The 17,480-nt window shown below is 62.0% G+C and carries 16 protein-coding genes; 10 read left to right on the top strand and 6 right to left on the bottom strand.

Annotation, left to right across the window (positions count from 1 at the left end):
- Positions 1-26: 26 nt before the first annotated feature.
- The 6 genes from ASF84_RS12940 to ASF84_RS12915 all read left to right on the top strand — a co-directional run bounded on the left by ASF84_RS12940 (position 27) and on the right by ASF84_RS12915 (position 4,554).
- Complete coding sequence (locus ASF84_RS12940; protein ID WP_056838895.1) at positions 27-518, top strand: gluconokinase; 492 nt, start codon at positions 27-29, stop codon at positions 516-518.
- A gap of 99 nt (positions 519-617) precedes the next feature.
- The gene (locus ASF84_RS12935) at positions 618-1,970 is read left to right on the top strand and encodes a GntP family permease (protein WP_056838893.1); all 1,353 of its coding nucleotides are present in this window, start codon (positions 618-620) and stop codon (positions 1,968-1,970) included.
- Positions 1,971-2,534: 564 nt separating this feature from the next.
- A complete protein-coding gene (gene csrA / locus ASF84_RS12930; RefSeq protein ID WP_056838891.1) occupies positions 2,535-2,723 on the top strand; it encodes a carbon storage regulator CsrA in 189 nt (62 codons plus the stop codon).
- Positions 2,724-2,990: 267 nt separating this feature from the next.
- Positions 2,991-3,521 carry a hypothetical protein gene (locus ASF84_RS12925; protein ID WP_056838889.1) on the top strand — a complete coding sequence of 177 codons (531 nt, stop codon included), beginning with the start codon at positions 2,991-2,993 and terminating at the stop codon, positions 3,519-3,521.
- A 2-nt stretch (positions 3,522-3,523) separates the two neighbouring features.
- Positions 3,524-3,934 (top strand): phage holin family protein, encoded by a 411-nt coding sequence (locus tag ASF84_RS12920; RefSeq protein ID WP_056838888.1) that lies wholly within the window; start codon positions 3,524-3,526, stop codon positions 3,932-3,934.
- The gene (locus tag ASF84_RS12915; protein ID WP_056838886.1) at positions 3,931-4,554 is read left to right on the top strand and encodes a DUF3618 domain-containing protein; all 624 of its coding nucleotides are present in this window, start codon (positions 3,931-3,933) and stop codon (positions 4,552-4,554) included. Before ASF84_RS12920 ends, ASF84_RS12915 begins: the two co-directional genes overlap by 4 nt.
- Positions 4,555-4,599: 45 nt before the next feature.
- On the opposite strand, the gene ASF84_RS12910 is transcribed toward ASF84_RS12915, so the two are convergent.
- The 5 genes from ASF84_RS12910 to ASF84_RS12890 all read right to left on the bottom strand — a co-directional run bounded on the left by ASF84_RS12910 (position 4,600) and on the right by ASF84_RS12890 (position 9,147).
- A complete protein-coding gene (locus tag ASF84_RS12910) occupies positions 4,600-4,842 on the bottom strand; it encodes a DUF465 domain-containing protein (RefSeq protein WP_056838883.1) in 243 nt (80 codons plus the stop codon).
- 68 nt (positions 4,843-4,910) lie between these two features.
- Positions 4,911-5,846: a ketopantoate reductase family protein gene (locus tag ASF84_RS12905; protein WP_056838881.1), complete on the bottom strand. Its 936-nt coding sequence runs from the start codon at positions 5,844-5,846 to the stop codon at positions 4,911-4,913.
- Between the two features lie 172 nt (positions 5,847-6,018).
- The gene (locus ASF84_RS12900; RefSeq protein ID WP_056838880.1) at positions 6,019-7,443 is read right to left on the bottom strand and encodes a pyridine nucleotide-disulfide oxidoreductase; all 1,425 of its coding nucleotides are present in this window, start codon (positions 7,441-7,443) and stop codon (positions 6,019-6,021) included.
- Positions 7,444-8,051: 608 nt separating this feature from the next.
- Complete coding sequence (locus tag ASF84_RS12895; RefSeq protein WP_056838878.1) at positions 8,052-8,318, bottom strand: DUF1652 domain-containing protein; 267 nt, start codon at positions 8,316-8,318, stop codon at positions 8,052-8,054.
- Between the two features lie 349 nt (positions 8,319-8,667).
- Positions 8,668-9,147 carry a GNAT family N-acetyltransferase gene (locus ASF84_RS12890; protein ID WP_056838877.1) on the bottom strand — a complete coding sequence of 160 codons (480 nt, stop codon included), beginning with the start codon at positions 9,145-9,147 and terminating at the stop codon, positions 8,668-8,670.
- A 329-nt stretch (positions 9,148-9,476) separates the two neighbouring features.
- On the opposite strand from ASF84_RS12890, the gene ASF84_RS12885 reads away from it, so the two are divergent.
- Entirely contained in the window at positions 9,477-10,427 is a 951-nt protein-coding gene (locus ASF84_RS12885) for an alpha/beta hydrolase (protein ID WP_056838875.1), read from the top strand.
- Here ASF84_RS12885 and ASF84_RS12880 read toward each other — a convergent pair.
- Positions 10,424-12,511 carry an ATP-binding protein gene (locus ASF84_RS12880; protein WP_056838873.1) on the bottom strand — a complete coding sequence of 696 codons (2,088 nt, stop codon included), beginning with the start codon at positions 12,509-12,511 and terminating at the stop codon, positions 10,424-10,426. The two genes, ASF84_RS12885 and ASF84_RS12880, sit on opposite strands and share 4 nt — an antisense overlap.
- Before the next feature lie 241 nt (positions 12,512-12,752).
- On the opposite strand from ASF84_RS12880, the gene ASF84_RS12875 reads away from it, so the two are divergent.
- The 3 genes from ASF84_RS12875 to ASF84_RS12865 all read left to right on the top strand — a co-directional run bounded on the left by ASF84_RS12875 (position 12,753) and on the right by ASF84_RS12865 (position 17,374).
- Positions 12,753-13,262, top strand: coding sequence for a sigma-70 family RNA polymerase sigma factor (locus ASF84_RS12875; RefSeq protein ID WP_056838871.1), 510 nt, complete (start codon positions 12,753-12,755; stop codon positions 13,260-13,262).
- Positions 13,259-14,227: a DUF4880 domain-containing protein gene (locus ASF84_RS12870; RefSeq protein WP_056838870.1), complete on the top strand. Its 969-nt coding sequence runs from the start codon at positions 13,259-13,261 to the stop codon at positions 14,225-14,227. Before ASF84_RS12875 ends, ASF84_RS12870 begins: the two co-directional genes overlap by 4 nt.
- A gap of 705 nt (positions 14,228-14,932) precedes the next feature.
- Entirely contained in the window at positions 14,933-17,374 is a 2,442-nt protein-coding gene (locus ASF84_RS12865) for a TonB-dependent siderophore receptor (RefSeq protein WP_056838868.1), read from the top strand.
- Positions 17,375-17,480: the final 106 nt, after the last annotated feature.

The raw sequence follows: 17,480 nt of genomic DNA, 5'->3' as shown, positions 1-17,480 counted from the left end.
CGACAGCTATTTCTGCCTTGGTGATCATGGGCGTTTCCGGTTGCGGCAAAAGTGAGGTCGGCCAGCGCATTGCCGACCACGCTGAAGGCCGCCTGATCGAAGGCGACAGTTTTCACCCGGCTGCCAACATCGAGAAGATGAGCGCCGGCATTGCCCTGGACGATAACGATCGCGCCGGCTGGCTGACGCGCCTGGGGGAAGAACTGGCCCGCGCCGTGGCCAGTGGCGAACGCCCGGTGCTGACCTGTTCGGCGCTCAAGCGCCGCTATCGCGAGCGCCTGCGTGAAGCCGTACCGCAGCTGGGCTTCGTATTTCTCGAACTGTCCCCGGAAATGGCTCGCCAGCGCTGCGCCCAACGGCCTGACCATTTCATGCCTGCCAGCCTGGTCGACAGCCAGTTTGCCGCGCTGGAAAAGCCCGATGGCGAACCGCGCACCCTAGTGGTCGATGCCCGCCACAGCCTTGAGGATATTGGCCGTCAGGCCGCCGACTGGTGGCAGGCTTCACGACAGGGCTAACGCTCGGGCCAGACGCCTGGGCGCAAAAGACAGCGCTACCTTAAATGAACACTCACACGCCCAACCGCTCCATAAAATAATGACAACCGGAGAACACTCATGTTCGGAATGACCCACGAGACCTACCTGTTGGTCGACGCGCTGGTTACGATCGTCGGCCTGGTGATATTGATCACCAAATTCAAGGTTCACCCCTTTGTCGCCCTGACCCTGGCAGCCGGCTTTCTCGGCCTGACCAGCGGCATGCCGGTGGAAAAGGTCATGAAGGCATTCCAGGACGGCTTCGGCGGCGTGCTAGGCTTTGTCGGCATCATTCTTGGCCTGGGCACCATGCTGGGCAAACTGATGGCCGACTCCGGCGGTGCCGACCAGATTGCCCAGACCCTGATCCGCGTCTTCGGCAAGCAGAAGGTGCACTGGGCAATGATGTTTTCCGCCTTTCTGGTGGGCATCCCGCTGTTCTTCGAAATCGGCTTCGTGCTGCTGATCCCGCTGGTGTTCATCGTTGCGCGGCGCACGGGCGTGTCGATCATCAAGATCGGCATCCCGCTGCTGGCCGGTCTTTCGGCCGTACACGGCCTGGTACCGCCACACCCGGGCCCGCTGCTGGCCATCGGCATTTTCGGTGCCGACATCGGCAAGACCATTTTCTACGGCCTGCTGGTCGCCTTGCCGACCGCCATCATCGCCGGCCCCATCTATGGCAAGTGGATTTCCAAATACATCCCTGGCAGCCCCTCGCAAGAGCTGATGGACCAGATCGCCAAGGAATCCAATACCCAGAACCTGCCTGGCTTTGGCATCACGCTGGTGACGATCCTGCTGCCGGTGTTTCTGATGCTGCTCAAGACCTTTGCTGACGTCGTGCTGGCGGAAAACAACATTTTCCGTATCTGGATGGACTTTATCGGCCACCCGATCACCGCCCTGCTCGCGGCCCTGCTGCTGGCTTTCTACACCTTTGGTGCAGCACGCGGCTTTGATCGCTCGCAGATCATGAAAATGCTCGACCACAGCCTGACGCCGGTGGCCGCCATTGTCCTGATCGTCGGTGCCGGCGGTGGTTTCAAGCAAATGCTGGTCGCCAGCGGCGTGGGCGATGTGATCGGTCACATGGCCGTGCAAGCGCAACTCAACCCCATCATGCTGGCGTGGCTGGTGGCGGCGGTGATCCGTATCGCCACCGGTTCCGCCACCGTGGCGACCATCACCGGTGCCGGTATCGTCGCACCCGTGGTCGGCATGGTGCCAGGGGTCAACCGTGAGCTGCTGGTGCTGGCCACTGGCGCCGGCTCGCTGATTCTTTCGCACGTTAACGATGCAGGCTTCTGGCTGGTCAAGCAGTACTTCAACATGACGGTCAGCGAAACCTTCAAGACCTGGACGGTGATGGAAACCATTCTTTCGGTGGTCGGCATCATCTTCATCATGTTGCTCTCGACCTTGCTTTAAAGCCTCCGCCTCACGCCTCTACTGCACCCTGGCGGCTGTCGGACAATTCCTCCGACAGCCGCACACTTGCTCAACAACACACGCTGTTCTTGTCGACTGGCGCACACCCCTGTGTGCTGCCCGCTCGATCGCGCTGTTCAAACGCCTGCATAATCGCTGTTTCCTACCTGATATCACCTTCTTCCAATTGAATTATCAGAAACCTCAGGCAATGATGCGTGCAAACGCCTACGCTGAAAGTCGGCGAGGGACTACGCAATCAGGTGCAGTGTCCTACATTGCAATGCGTGCGCAGTGATCATGTCAATCTGGATCCAATCAAGGCTTTTTGCAGCATTTACCAGTAAATACGGGCATTTACAGGATAAAACGGGCAGAATTGGTCCACTCCTGACTGTGTTGATGCAAATCAAGGTGACAGGGTAATGAACCGAGGGAATTAAATTCACCGCTGCAACGTCATACTGATGGACGCATTTGGATGCACTCGGCAACAATCACCACGCAAAGGCAAACGCCAGCCTCTTGATAGAGGCGTTACAAGAGGCCATCAAGGAAAAGATTATGTTGATACTCACTCGCAAAGTAGGCGAAAGCATAAACATCGGTGACGACATCACCGTGACGATTCTTGGTGTTCAAGGGCTGCAAGTACGCCTGGGCATCAATGCACCGAAAAACGTTTCCGTGCACCGTGAAGAAATCTACAAGCGTATCCAGGCAGAACTGGCCCCGACCCAGAACTCCCAATAATTCCTGGCGCTCCCCCCTTGATTCAAGCGATCCACCCGAACGGCACTGCCTGAACAGGTGGATGGCATCACGGCACCTACCAGGGTGCCGTTTTCATTTGTGTTATCGGCTTGCTGTCGCGGTTCCCGCCCGGCAGGCCATTGGTCATTCTGCCGGAACGTCGGCGCTTCCCCTTGAGTCCATCTGAAGCGAACACCCTGTTCGATGCCCGCCCGTTGTGTGCAGTGAGCCGCGCATTTTATCCGTCAACCCGAACGGTGAATGACAATGGCAAACACCCACCAAACGTCTGCGGGCAACACTGCCCGCAAAGAGGGTTCCCTGATCCGGGACCCGCTGGACCCGCTGTACGCTGAAACCGCTGCCAGCGGCGATCGGCTCGCCTCCTCGCCCGCCCCGGCAGACAGCGATACCCAGAGCCTGGCCGGCTATATCGACGAACTGGCCGAGCGCATTGCGCACCTGGCCGACAACCTGCGCAACCAGAATGCCGACCAGGCGCTGCAGCAGGCGGTCAAGATGGCTCAAGACAACCCGACGCTGTTCATGCTGGGCAGTGTTGCGCTGGGCTTTGCGCTGTCACGTACCTTCAGGACCGACAGTCCACAGGCTGAACCCGGCGCGGCTACAGAATCGTCCGATCTGGCCATGCCTTCGACCCCCACCCAGGAAACCGCCGGCATGGCCTACAACAGCGTGCCGCCCGGACCTGCCAGTACGGCTGACCTCAGCGACCCGGGCATGCCCACTACCGGGCCCGTTCCGGACCTTCCTGCATCCTCCAGAAAAGGAGTCTGACGATGAGCGACTCTCTAAACACGCCAGGTCCCGACAGCGACACGTCGGTTTTGGGACTGGTGCGCCAACTGGCCCATGAAGTGCCACTGCTGGTCAGCAAGGAAATGGCCTTGGCCAAGGCCGAATTGCGCGAATCGCTGGTGGCCACGCGTAACGGCGCCCGCTCGATCGCCAGTGGCATTGTGCTGTTGCTCGCCGGTCTCGTGGTGGTCTTGCTGGCCGTGGTGCAGATCCTGGCCTGGTACATCGCGCTGTGGCTGGCCGCACTGGTCGTCGGCATCGCGGCGATGATTGCAGGGGCCGTATTGCTCAAGGCCGGCAACCGCCAGTTCGACCTTTCCAGCCTGACGCCTGAACGCACCGCCCAGGCCTTGAACAAGGACAAGCAAACCCTCCAGAGGAAAGCATCATGAGCAACGACAGCACGTTTGACACCGCCGCCCAGGCCACCGATCCCGGGCAAAAGAGCCCTGAAGAACTGGAGCGTGAAGTCGACGCCCAGCGCTCCAGCATCGGCCAGATCGTCGATGCCCTGGAGAAAAAGATGTCACCCGGCCAATGGATCGATCAGGCCCTGGCCTATACGCGGCAAAACGGTGGGGAGTTTGTCGGCAACCTGGGGCAGAGCGTGCGGCAGAACCCGCTGCCCACGCTGTTGATGTCGGTGGGCGTGGCCTGGCTGGTGGTCGGCCAGCGCAACACTTCGCCCCGTGCCGGCGGCTCATCCGGCTCACGGCTTGAACCGCTCGCCGACAGCGTCGATAACGTCAAGGGCAAGGTGCAGGCCACGGCTTCGCGCCTGAAGGAAAAAGCCCGTCAGCTGACGCCTGACAAAGGCAGCGCCGAAGGCACACTCAAGATCAAGGGCCAACGCCTGCAGACCGGCGTGAGTGATCTGGCGCATCAGCAGCCGCTGGTCCTGGCAGGCATCGCCGTGGCGCTGGGTGCCGCCCTGGGCCGGAGCCTGCCGCCGGTCGAGCGCAAGTGGACAAGGCACGACCCGCTGCAAACCACCTCGGCGGGTCTGGGTTGAACCCGGGCAGCGGCCCTGCACTGGCAGGGCCGCGCACGGCCTGGTTCAGTCGGCGGCCTCAAGCCGGGCAGCGATGCGGTCCTTGACCAACAGCCGATGCTCCTTGAGCTTTCTCAGTTCCTCGTCACCGATGCCGCCTGCCGGTCCTTTTTCGGCCTTGATGACGTCATCATCGGCTTGCTGGTACTCATGGAGCAACTGCTGCAAACGCTCGTCGCGCTTGCCACGCGCCATGACGTCTTCCCTGCTCAAATGCAAATCCGCGTACAGATCATGTTTGACTGGCATGAATCGGCCTCCATCGGATGAAAAGGAATCCTAAGGGTAGCAGGCCACAGGGTGTCAGCCAGCCAGGCTCAACCTTCACGCCGGCGTCGTACCTCGAAGGCCCGCAGATGGATACACGCCACCTCCAGCATCGACAATCCCCTGGTCGCCACACCCAGCGCCTGACGACGCGCCAGCAGGTCGCCCAGCACATGCTCGCCTTCGGTGGTCGCACCACGCTCGATGTCACGCAGCAATGAAGCACTCAAGGTCGAACCCGGTGTGGTCAGCATTGCCAGGCACCGCTGCTGCGCCTGGGCACTCAAGGGATGACCCGCCGCCAGGGCAATCTGCGCACACTCTTGCAGGGTCGCGACCAACAGCGGCTCSCCGCCGCCAGCCAGCACATCGCCCAGCGCGGCACGCAGGGTACCGGTCACGGCGGCCAGAGTGGCGATAAAGCACCACTTATCCCACATGTCCTGCAGGATGTGCTGGCTGAAACTGGCGTCGAAACCGGCATCGGCCAGCGCTTCAGCCACCCGCAGGATGCGCTGGTTGGACGCACCGCTGAGTTCACCGAAACGCAATTGATGATGCATTCCCAGGTGCAGGATCACGCCATCGGCATTGTGATCCAGTGATGCCAGGCATTGCCCGCCCAGCACGGCCTGAGGGCCGAAGCGCTCGACAAGCCGGTCCAGGTGAGCCATGCCATTGAGCAGCGGCAGGATCGCCGTACCCGGTCCGACTGCCGGCGCACAATCGTTGATCGTCTCTTCAAGGTCGTAGGCCTTGCAGGTCAGCACGATCAGATCAAAGGGTGTGGTCAACTGGTGGGCCAGCACACACGGCGGTGACGGATAATGAATATCGCCGTGCGGACTGCGCACCCGCAGGCCGTCGCGCTCAAGTCTTTCAGCGCGGCGTGGCCGCACCAGAAAAGTGACATTACGACCGGCTTCCAGCAGCCGGCCACCGAAGTAACCGCCTACTGCACCGGCACCGACCATCAGAATGCGCATATGAAGTGGCTCTCCCTGGCTTGATCCGAATGGCGTGCATCGGACTTGATGCCCTCAATCGATAGGCATCGGACGATGAAGTTCAACGCGTACAAGAATAGATGACGCAAAAAAAATCCCGACAGCCTGATGACTGTACGGGACAAAGGGGACTGCACCGGCTAAAGCGCGCTCAGCGCTTGCCGGCCAGGCCTGGCAGCAACAGGTGCATGCGCTCATCCAGGACCTGGATCAGGGTCTGCCGGGGATGATCCGCGGCACAGGCCAGCCGTCGCAACCGCGCCTGCAACGCCTCGATCACCACACGGCTGGCATCATGGTGAAATTGCCAGACGCCATAGATACGGCCTTCGAATGACGGCTCGCTGCCCAACTGCGGATCGGCCGCCAGCCCCGAGCCGATGCCGAACAGGTACAGGCCATCCAGCCGCCGCCCTTGCTGGTCCAGCGGACAACCGTTGGCATCGGAATCCAGGCCACCGCGGGCCTGGCGCAACTCGACAGGGGTACCGTCGGCGTGGCTGAGCACAGGCAGTACGGGTTGATAACCGGTGCACTGGATCACCGCACCCGGTTCAGCCAGGGCCTGCGCCGCCCGCTCCAGATCGCCCGGCGGCCCCTGGTGTGTCTGCATGCGCTGCACGCCGACGCCGGTCTTGCCGATACGTGAACGGGCCAGCACTTCGCGGCCAATGTCGAGCGCCCGGTAGCGCAGCCCGCCCGAGCGGTTGACCCGTCCGGACAGCGGGCACACATCCTGTTGCGGGTCGAACTGGCAACCTTCCTCTTGCGCCTGCTCGACCGTTTCGTAGAAAAGCCGGATCGGGGTGCGGTGAATCAGGGTCACTTCACGCAAGCCGGCGAACTCCAGCGCATCGGCCAGATTTTCCAGCACTGAAAAGGCACTGTGCGAACCGCCGATCACGCTGATGCGTTGTCCATTGGCAATGAAGGGCACCAGGTGCTCGCGCAACTGCACGGCATTCATGCGCAAGATGGCGTCCGAGCCCAGGATCCGGGCTGATCGTGAGAGGTGCAGCCCCTGTGCGGCCAGGTGCTCGACCAGATGCCGGGGGTCCTGGCGACCGCCCAAGTTGAGCACCAGGCCCTGGCAATGAATACGCCGCTCGTACCCGGCGGTCTCGACCCGCAGGCACAGTTGACCCGGTTGCCAGATCACTTCGGTGATCGTGGTGCTGTGCCAGATCCTGACGCCGTAGTGCTGGACAATATGGCGCAGCACCAATTGCGAAGCCTCGGCCATCAGTTCCCCGGCCTCGGCCAGCGGTGGCGCGCTGTTGGCCTGGCGACGAATGCGCCAATAGGCCGGCGAATACTCCAGCGGCTCGAAAATGTCGGCCAGCCGCGGGTCGCGCAGGCAATCGATGAACACATCGCCCACCGAATTGGCGGTGATGCAGTAATTTCCAAGACTGCCGATGCCCGGGGTCTCGCTGGCGTCGACAATGATCAGGCCATTGCGTGCCAGTTCGGCAAGCGTTCCGGTTTTCAAGGCATTGAACAGAAAGCCCATGCCCGCCACCCCTGCGCCACCGACAACGCAGGCACACGTCACGTGCATATGATCTTCAAACATAGTGTCTTCCTTGGCCTGTTGATAAGAGGTTCCTGTCTTGCGTCATCGGAAGGGCAAGTTCCCAATGCAGGAAACAACAACTTACATTCCTGTGGTGGAGGCTTGTGAATCATCACGTTGCACAACTTCTTTAACCCCGTTGCAGGCCTGTCAAAGTTATAACGCAACGAACAAACGTTTGCGCCACATTCACGCCCCCGACCGGGCGGGCAGTGACTCTAATAAGCAAAGGGAGTTCAAACAATACGCAGCCACGCTACCGCCCCACGCGACAGCGCTTGAGGTGATACCGGTAAAGGCGTTGAGCGGCCGTCTTCAAGGCCATGTGGTGGGCGCGATAGTTACAAAGATTCCGGGACAGTGTCAAATAACCAGCCGGGGCTTGAACACACTTGCAGTGCCAGGCAACGCCCTGATTTTCAGGTCAATTTCGCCCAACCTCCGCAAACGGGAAGCGGTCATGACAGGCACGCGTGGCCCGCCGGCCTGGTTGTTTTTTTAGATGGGTGGTGCGCAGGGCCGCCGAAAACCGACGCCAATAAAATGGCAACGCCGCAGATCGACACAAGAGTAGTGTCGACCAGGGTGTTCGGAGGTGCTGCGGTGCTTCAGGCGCGACGCGAATAGACCTGGGGACGGCTGACGCTGTCCAGTTCTTCGCGCAGGCCGGCCACCAGGTCATTGATGGCCCGGCTGCTGTCCAGGCGCATCAGGTCAATGCCGGTGACCAGCAGATCGACACGCCCGGTGGTGGGCTCTGCGATCTGAATGGTCATGGAGCGATCCGGCGCAATGGTGCAGGTACAACTGAGCGGCAGAAAAGCACCTTCAACAATACTGCGTAGTTCGAGCGTAGACAGTCCACAAGCGATCATTTGCTATCTCCTTATTGCGAGCACCTTGAATCATCCATCCGGCGCTTACGCTTATTGGTGTTAATAACAGACAGGCCTCGAGCCTGCCCAACAACGGCCACCGCAGGCAGCGGTTAACTTCAACCCTTATACGCGTTGGCGGCAGCACCGGCAATGAAGTTTCGACGTGCAGCAGAACAACCCGTTATTTATTTGATAACGGACAAAGGAAAATCGTTTCATCTTATAAACAATTTATTTTTAGCGGCCGGACGAGTAAAACTTGTTAACGTTTGAACAGGGGATGTGAAGCGCAGCGGCGCGCCCCGGACCGGATCTGACTCACCAGATCCGGTGGCAACGCAAGGGCTTATTCCGGCCGTGTCAGACGCAGGTGAATCAGCGCCACCGGTGCGCCTTGCTTGTCACGCCGCTCTTCAATGGAGAATGGCCGAAACCCGAGCCTGGAGTAAAACACCAGCCCGGTGACGTTGTGGTTGTAGCACGAGGAGGTCACTTCACGGGCTTCATGCTTGTCGAAGGCAATCTCGGCCATGCAGGCGATCAGGTAACGCCCCACGCCCTTGGAACGCGCGTGGCTGGCGATGATGACGTTACCCAGCGTGCAACGATCACGAAACACGCAACGCACAAAATTGGCGTAGCCGACCACTTCACCATGCAGCTCGACCACGGTGGGGTCGGAGCGCTGCTCCAGCGACTCTTGCAGTTGCGCCGGAGTGAACGGGTACACCGCCTGGGGGAACATGTAGAACAGCTCATCGGGATTCTGAGGAAGGGCACAGACGGCGGCGATGTCTTTTTCTTCCATGGGACGATGTAGGAACATTGCGAATACCTTTTGAAGAAATTGAAGAGCACGCGCTGCAGCGGGGGGGTGTGAAATCCTGTGACACCGGTTGAATAAACCATATCCCCCCCGGCAGCCGCCAGACTTTTAATCCGTGCAGGCAAAATGACACGCCCCCTGCGACCTGACAACCCGAGCCGCCTGCACAGCCCCTGAAGAGTCGCCAACGCAAGATTCTGCAAGTCCGGCAGTCGGTTATCCACGAACAGTCCGTTCGGGCAATATCCTGTAACGCATAATGCCTGTCGTGCGGTGCAATGCCACGGCATAAACAGCCTCTATTTCATTTTGATGAACGGATTGCCTGCATGCCGCTGTCTCGACCTGCTTCTCGCAAATGGCGTCGCCTTGTCCTGGCGCTGATGGCTGTGATCATCATCGGCCTGCCTGTCGGCTGCGTGGTTCTTGAGCGCAAGGAGCGCGAGCTGGTATTTCGCATCGAGCCGGGCACGGCCAGTTGGTACGGCGGCTTGCCCGCCGGCGTCGAAGAACTGGAACTCAAGACCCCGGCGCTGGGCAATAAACAGAACATCCATGCCTGGTGGTGGCCGGCGCCACGCAAGGACGCCGCCACCGTGCTGTACCTGCATGGCTCGCGCTGGAACCTCACCGGCCAGTTGTTCCGCATTGAGCAATTGCGCGCCCTGGGCTTTTCGGTGCTGGCCATCGACTACCGCGGCTTTGGCCAGAGCGTGGGCGAGCTGCCGTCGGAAAAAAGCGTCTATGAAGATGCGCGCATCGCCTGGGAGCGTCTGAAGCTGTTGCAGCCGGACCCCAGCCGGCGCCTGATCTACGGCCATTCACTGGGCGGTGCGGTCGCGGTCGACCTGGCCGCCGAACTGGGCCGTGACGCCGCCAGGAACAACAGCCCGGTGCAGGCACGCGGCCTGATCATCGAGTCGACCTTCACCAACCTGGCAGACGTGGCCACCTCGGTCGCCAGCAGCTACACCTCGTTGCCGGTGCGCTGGCTGCTGTCGCAGAAATTCGACTCACAGGACAAGATCGCCACTATCCACATGCCAGTGCTGATCGTCCACGGCACCGCCGACCGCTATGTGCCGCCGCGCTTCAGCGAAGAATTGTTTGCCGCCGCCGCCGAGCCCAAGAACCTGCTGCTGATCCCCGGCGGTACTCACAACAACAGCATGCGCCTGGGCCGCCAGGCCTACAGCCAGGCCATCCAGGCGCTGCTCAAGACGCCAGTGCCGCGCACCCAGGCCAGCCAGCCCAAGGCCAAAGGTGCTCAGGCCGGCTAGTCCAGCTCGATCATCTCGTGAATGCGATTGGCCAAGGCTTCCATGGTGAACGGCTTGGTCAGGATCCACATGCCAGGGTCAAGATGGCCATTGCCGATAATGGCGTTCTCGGCGTAACCGGTGATGAACAGTACTTTCAGTTCAGGGCGCAGCAGGCGAGCGGCATCGGCCAGTTGCCGGCCGTTCATGCCGCCGGGCAGGCCGACATCGGTGACCAGCAGGTCGATACGCACATCGGTCTCCAGAATACGCAGCGCGCTGGCGCCCTCCGGCGCCTCGAGCGAACTGTAGCCCTGGTCGGCCAGCACTTCGCCAACCAACATGCGAATGGTGGGCTCATCATCCACGATCATGACCGTACGGGTGGTCGTGGCCTTGCGCGCCTCGTGTTCATCCCCGGTTTCCTGCGTTGACTGCTCGACCTCGTCACCATAATGGCGTGGCAGGTACAGGCACATGGTGGTGCCCTGCGCAGGCTCGGAATAGATACGCACCTGCCCACCGGACTGGCGCACGAACCCGTACACCATCGACAACCCGAGCCCGGTGCCCTGCCCCAATGGCTTGGTGGTAAAGAACGGGTCAAAAGCACGCGACATGACTTCCGGCGTCATGCCGGTGCCGGTGTCGGTCACGCACAGCGACAGGTACTGTCCCGGTGACAGGTCGCGAAACCTCGACGCGCGCTCGTCGATCCATTTGTTGGCGGTTTCAATGGTGATCCGCCCGCCGCCGGGCATGGCATCGCGGGCATTCAGGCACAGGTTGAGCAGGGCATTTTCCAGTTGCGGCGCATCAATGAAGGTCGACCACAGGCCCACGGCTGTCACCACCTCAACGGTGATGTGCGGCCCTACCGAGCGGCGGATCAGCTCTTCCATGCCCGCCACCAGGCGATTGACGTCCACCGGCTTGGGGTCCAGCGTCTGGCGCCGGGAAAACGCCAGTAATCGGTGAGTGAGTGACGCCGCTCGACGCGAGGCATCCAGCGAGGCAGACACGTAACGTTCGATTTCACCGTAGCGCCCCTGGCTCAGCCGTGTGCGCAACAGCTCCAGCGAGCCGTTGATCCCGGTCAACAGGTTGTTGAAGTCATGGGCGATGCCACCGGTGAGCTGCCCCACCGCTTCCATTTTCTGTGACTGCCGCAGCGCCTCTTCGGCCTGCTTGAGACGCTCCTGCTCCAGCAATCGCTCACTGATGTCATAGGCGAACAGATAGGCGCCGACCATCTGGCCTTCGGCGTTGCGCAGGGGGCTGTAGCGGATTTCGAAATCCCGCGCCGACTCACCGAAACGAGTGATCTCGATGAACTCCTCACCCGCCAGCGCGCGCGCCCAGAGCAGACGCACCTGTTCGCGGATCCCGGGCTCAGCGTCCAGGGCTTCGAGCAGGCTGTGCCCGACCCGTGGCACCACGCCAAACAGGCGCTCGAATTCCCAGGTCGCCATGGCATTGACCGCCAGCCAGCGGTAATTCAGATCGATCACATGGATGCGGGCATCGGTGCCATTGACCACGTCGGCCAGCACATTGCGCTCGGCCACGGCCTCGCGCACCCGGGTTTCCAGGGTGGCATTCAATTGCTGCAAGGCACGCTCGGCGTTCTTGCGCTGGGTGATGTCCTGAAACAGCACCGCAACCTGATGACGTTCGGCAGGCTCGATACGAAAGGCGGTCAGCGCCAGGTAACGCCCGGTGGCCACCAGCTCGCGCTCAAAGCGGATCGGCACGCCGGTGCGCAGTACCCCGCCGTACAGCTCGATCCAGCCGTCGGCCTCGGCACCGACCATCTCGCGCACTTTCTGCCCGACCACGTTCGCAATTCCGGCATGAAAGGCATAGGCCGCGTTGGCTTCTATATGGATGTAGTCGCTCAGCGGGCCGTGCGGGCCATCAAAGAACTCGATGATGCAAAAGCCTTCGTCCATCGAGTCGAACAAAAAGCGATAGCGTTCCTGCGAGCGGGCCAGGGCAGCATCGGCCTGTTGGCTGCGCAGCGAGAGCTGGTCGTGCAAGCGGTGGTTTTCGGCTTCCAGGGCGCTGACGCGATGGCGCAGGGCTTGAATATCGTAATCGGTCACAGCGTTACATCCTGAAATTGAGACGCCGGTCCGGCACGGGTGGGGCGGATGACCGCACTGGCAAGACGACAGCAGCACGCTACGAGAAAAACCGTCCGCTGGCAAAGACAATCCAGCCCCCTGCGAAGGCACATGGGCGTCTGCGTTCATCTGAAAGTGCAATTAATCATTCAACAACTTAATAAGAACCATTACCATGCACGTCGCATTTGCCACCGCCTTTCGCACAGGATCGATCTTCATGACCGCCACTTCCTCCCAGCAACGCATCGTGGGCGAGCTCTACAGCCAGCATCACGGCTGGGTCGTGCAATTGCTGCGGCGCAAGCTGGGCGACCGGGAATCGGCCCTGGACCTGGCGCAAGACACCTTCGTGCGCATCCTGCGCAGCGAAAAGCTGCCACCGATCCGCGAGCCGCGAGCCTACCTGAATATTGTTGCCAGCCGGCTGTGCATCGAGCACTACCGCCGCCAGGCGCTGGAGCGGGCGTACACCGATTCGCTGGCCCTGCTTGAGCCCGAACTGTGGCCCTCCCCGGAAACCCGCCTGCTGGTGCTCGAAGCCCTGGACGAAGTGGGCCGGGTGCTGGACGGGCTGGGCGGCAAGGTGCGGGAAATCTTCCTGCTCTCGCAACTCGATGGCCTGACCTACCCGCAGATTGCCGAACAGTTGGGCCTGAGCGTCAACAGCGTGCAAAAGGCCATGCTCAAGGCGCTGCGGCATTGCTATGCCGCGGTCTATGAGCAATGAGCCTGTTCCAGCCCCTGGACAATCGTCGCCCGATCGACCCGCAGGTGCTGGAGCAGGCCATGCTCTGGGCCGTGACCCTGCAGTCGGGCACCGCCGACCATGCCCAGCAGGCGGCCTGTACCGCCTGGCGCCAGGCCGCCGCCGAGCATGAGCGAGCCTGGCAACGACTGATGGGCATCGGCCAGGACCTGCGCAGCGGTGCCGCCAACCTGCCGGCCCGGCAGACCCGTCAGTTGCTCAAGGCACGCAGCGGCACCTCGCGGCGCACCCTGCTCAAGGGCTTTGCCGGGCTTGGCGTCGTCACGGCCGCCGGCTGGGGGGCGCGTGAGCGGGTGCTGCTGCCGCAATTGTTCAGCGACTACCACACCGGCACCGGCGAACGGCGCACCCTGCGCCTGGGCAGCCTGGACCTGCAACTGGACACGCAAACCCTGCTGGACATTGAGCATCGGGGCACCGGACAACAGCTCATGCTGACCCGTGGCCGGGTCTGGCTGGAAAATGGCACCGACCAGGACCTGGCCATTCGCACCCCCAACGGCTGGGTCAGGCCGGCGGCGCAAGCCCGTCTGATCGTCGCCCAGGCCCGCGATACTCACGTACAGATGCTCAGCGGCCAGGCCTTGCTGCAACCTGACCGCGGCACACCCCAAGACCTGAATGCCGGCCAGCAGACTCGGTTCGACGCCGGACACGTCGCCCGCCCCGAAGAACTGGCGCAAGCGACGACTGCCTGGATCCGCGGCCAATTGATCGCCGAGCGCACCCCGCTGGGCGAAGTCATCACCGAACTGGACCGCTACCGGCGCGGCCTGCTGCGCTGCGACCCGGCCGTGGCCGGCCTGCTGGTCTCCGGTGCCTTCTCCCTGGACCACCCCGAGGCCAGCCTCGACCTGCTGGCCCGCACCCTGCCAGTGCAGGTCAACACCGTGCTGGGCTACTGGACCAACGTCGTCCCGGCATAGGGTCTGTTGCCGTTTCATCACGGCCGCGCCGGCGCCCGTTTTGCCGCGAGGCAAGGCAGGCGCCGCGACGTTTGGTCATTCCAGATGAGTGGCGAGTAACGCAGTCTCGCGGCAAAACAGGCCCGGCCCTTCGGGTTGCGTGCCAAATCTCGCCAGGCGGTGTTGGAGGACTTGAAAAGGGAGCGACCCTTTTCTGCGTCCTCCGCCTGGCCTGGCGAGATTTGGCCCAGCAACGCGGCTCGTGCTGAAACGGCAACAGACCCGGCAACAGACCCTAGCCATGCGTCTGGTGTTGGAGGACTTGAAAAGGGAGCGACCCTTTTCTGCGTCCTCCGCCTGGCCTGGCGAGATTTGGCCCAGCAACGCGGCTCGTGCTGAAACGGCAACAGACCCTAGGGCCTGCTGCGTAGGAGCGCGCTTGCCCGCGACCGGCTGCGCAGCAGTCGTAAATTTGTGGCGTTTCGCAGATTTTACGAGCGCTTCGCACTCGGTCGCGGTGGTCCGGCATTCCGGCAAGCGCGCTCCTACAGCCGGTCAGTTCATATGCAGCCAATCGTTTCGCTACTGCCTGCCCCCAACTGTTTCAATGCAAATAAAACTATTTTTCATCTACCAAGGCAGTTTTCCCCGTCTCGAGCATCAAGACAGGTGTAGACGCTGAATAACAGCGCGCCCTTGCCTTCATTTATCAAACGGATCGCTCTAATGCTCACCCGCCCTACCCCGCTTGCCCGCGCCTTGCGCGCTACCCTGCTTGGTCTGTCGATTGCCAGTGCCAGCGCTGTCGTTCTGGCCGCACCCGTCCAGGCGGCTACAGACGACGCCCAGCGTCAGGCCTTCGCCATCCCGGCCGGCAGCCTGGACAAGGCCCTGGGTGCGCTCGGCCAGCAGGCTGGCGTGATGATCGCCGTCGACTCCTCGCTGACCCTGGGCCTGCGCAGTGCCGGGCTACAGGGGCGCTACAGCGTCGAGGAGGCCTTGCAGCAGTTGTTGGCACCGGCCAACCTGCAGGCACTGGCGGCCGGCAGCGGTTACCGGGTGGTGCCACGCGTGGCGGTGAGCAATGGGCAGGTGGAACTGGGCGCGACCACGGTCAATTCCAGCCAGTTGGGCACCACCACCGAAAGCACCGGCTCCTATACCACCGGCGCCACGACCATTGGCAAGAGCACCCAGTCGCTGCGTGAAACGCCGCAGACGGTCACCGTGGTCACGCGCCAGTTTCTCGATGACAAGAACCTCAACAGCCTGGACAAGGTGCTGGAAAAGACCCCAGGCATCAGCTTTCAATACCGTAACTTCGGCGGCCACCTGTACACCTCGCGCGGCTTCAGCATGGCCGCCGAAAGTTTCCTGTACGACGGTGTGCCAGGCCAGGCCTACCAGGTCACCGGCTGGATGAAACCCGACACCGCCATCTATGACCGCATCGAAGTGCTGCGCGGCGCCACCGGCCTGCTGGTCGGGGCAGGCGAACCGGGTGGCGCAGTGAACATGGTGCGCAAGCGCCCCACCGCCGTGCCGCAATTCTCGGTCACCAGCCGGGCAGGTTCCTGGGACAACTATCGCCTGGACCTGGACGGCAGCGGCAGTCTCAACGAGTCGGGCAGCGTGCGTGGTCGCCTGGTCGCTGCCTATGAAGACGCCGGCTCCTACATGGATGCCCGCGACAGCCGCACGCCGTTGTTGTACGGCATCGTCGAGGCCGACCTGAACGAAGACACCACCCTGACCATGAGCCTGCGCCGGCAGACCAACGTCATCAACGGCTACTCGATCTATGGCCTGCCGCGCTACAACAACGGCAATGCCCTGGACATCTCACGCTCGACCAACCTGGCCCAGGACTGGAACCGCCTGGAAAGCGACATGAACGAGGTGTTCACCGAGGTCGCGCACCGTTTCAACGACACCTGGACCGGCAAGACCTCGCTGACCTATTCAGAAGGCAGCTTCGACCAGGCCATCGCCTACGCCCGCGGCGCGATCAACCCGGCGACCCTGGCCGGCTCGCGGTTTCAGGGCGTGCTGTTGCGCAGCGACGAGGTCAAGAGCACCGGCCTGGACAGCCACCTCAACGGCAGCTTCGACGCCTTCGGCCTTGAGCATGAGGTCACCCTCGGCGCCACCTGGTCACGTCAGGCATTCAACACCAAGCAGGCCACAGTTGCGGTCAACTCGCCGATCAATGTCTTCGACGTCAATCATCATGCCCTGGCCAGGCCGTCGCGGCCGGCCTGGGGCACCGACATCGATGCTACCGAAGAGCGCTCCGGGCTGTACGGCAACGTGCGTCTGCGCCTGGCGGAGCCGTTGAGCCTGGTACTCGGCGGCCGCGCCACCTGGTACAGCTACGACTACGACGTCAAGACCGGCGCGGCCAATAGCTACACTTCCAAGGAAACCCGCGAGCTGACCCCCTTCGTGGGCCTGCTGTATGACCTGAACGAGAACTGGACCTGGTACACCAGCTACGCCGACATCTTCACCCCGCAAGGCAACTACCGCGACGTCAGCGGCTCGCCGCTGGATCCGGCGGTAGGCACCAACTATGAAACCGGCCTGAAAGGCGAGCTGTTCGACAAGCGCCTGAACCTGTCGATGGCGCTGTTCTATATCAAGCAGGAAGATGTGGCCGTCGAAGACGTCGACAACTCCGGCGCCTGCCTGAGCAACGACTCGTTCGGCACCTGCTATTCCAACGGCACGGTCAAGCGCAGCAAGGGTTTCGACATCGAGGCCAGCGGTGAAGTATTGCCGGGGCTGCAAGTGTTCGGCGGTTATACCTACAACATGGTGCGCAGCAGCACCTCTGAACAGCTGACTTACGAAACCCCGAAACACATGCTGCGCCTGAACGCCAGCTACAACCTGCCCGGTGACTGGAACCGCCTGACCCTGGGCACCGGCGTCACCACCCAGTCGGCGTACGCGGTGCCCAACACTGCAGGGATCGACTACGGCGTGGCCGGCTATGCCATCTGGGACGCCCGCGCCAGCTGGAAGCTCGACGAACACTGGAAAGTGTCGCTCAACGCCGAGAACCTGTTCGACCGCAAGTACTACACCACCTCGGCGGCCCTGGACCGCTCGAACCTGTTCGGCGAGCCCCGCAGCTATGTGCTGACTTTGCGCGGGGATTTTTAACCGGCCAGCACGACCGGCACATCTGCTGCGCCTGTCACACCGCCATCGCCAGCAGAGCTGCCTCCCACAGTCAGGGCCAGGCACAAGATCCTGGGCAACACCCATC

This window comes from Pseudomonas sp. Leaf127 (genome assembly GCF_001423155.1).
Classification (GTDB): Bacteria; Pseudomonadota; Gammaproteobacteria; order Pseudomonadales; family Pseudomonadaceae; genus Aquipseudomonas; species Aquipseudomonas ovata.
This window is presented reverse-complemented; position numbering and strand designations above follow the sequence as displayed.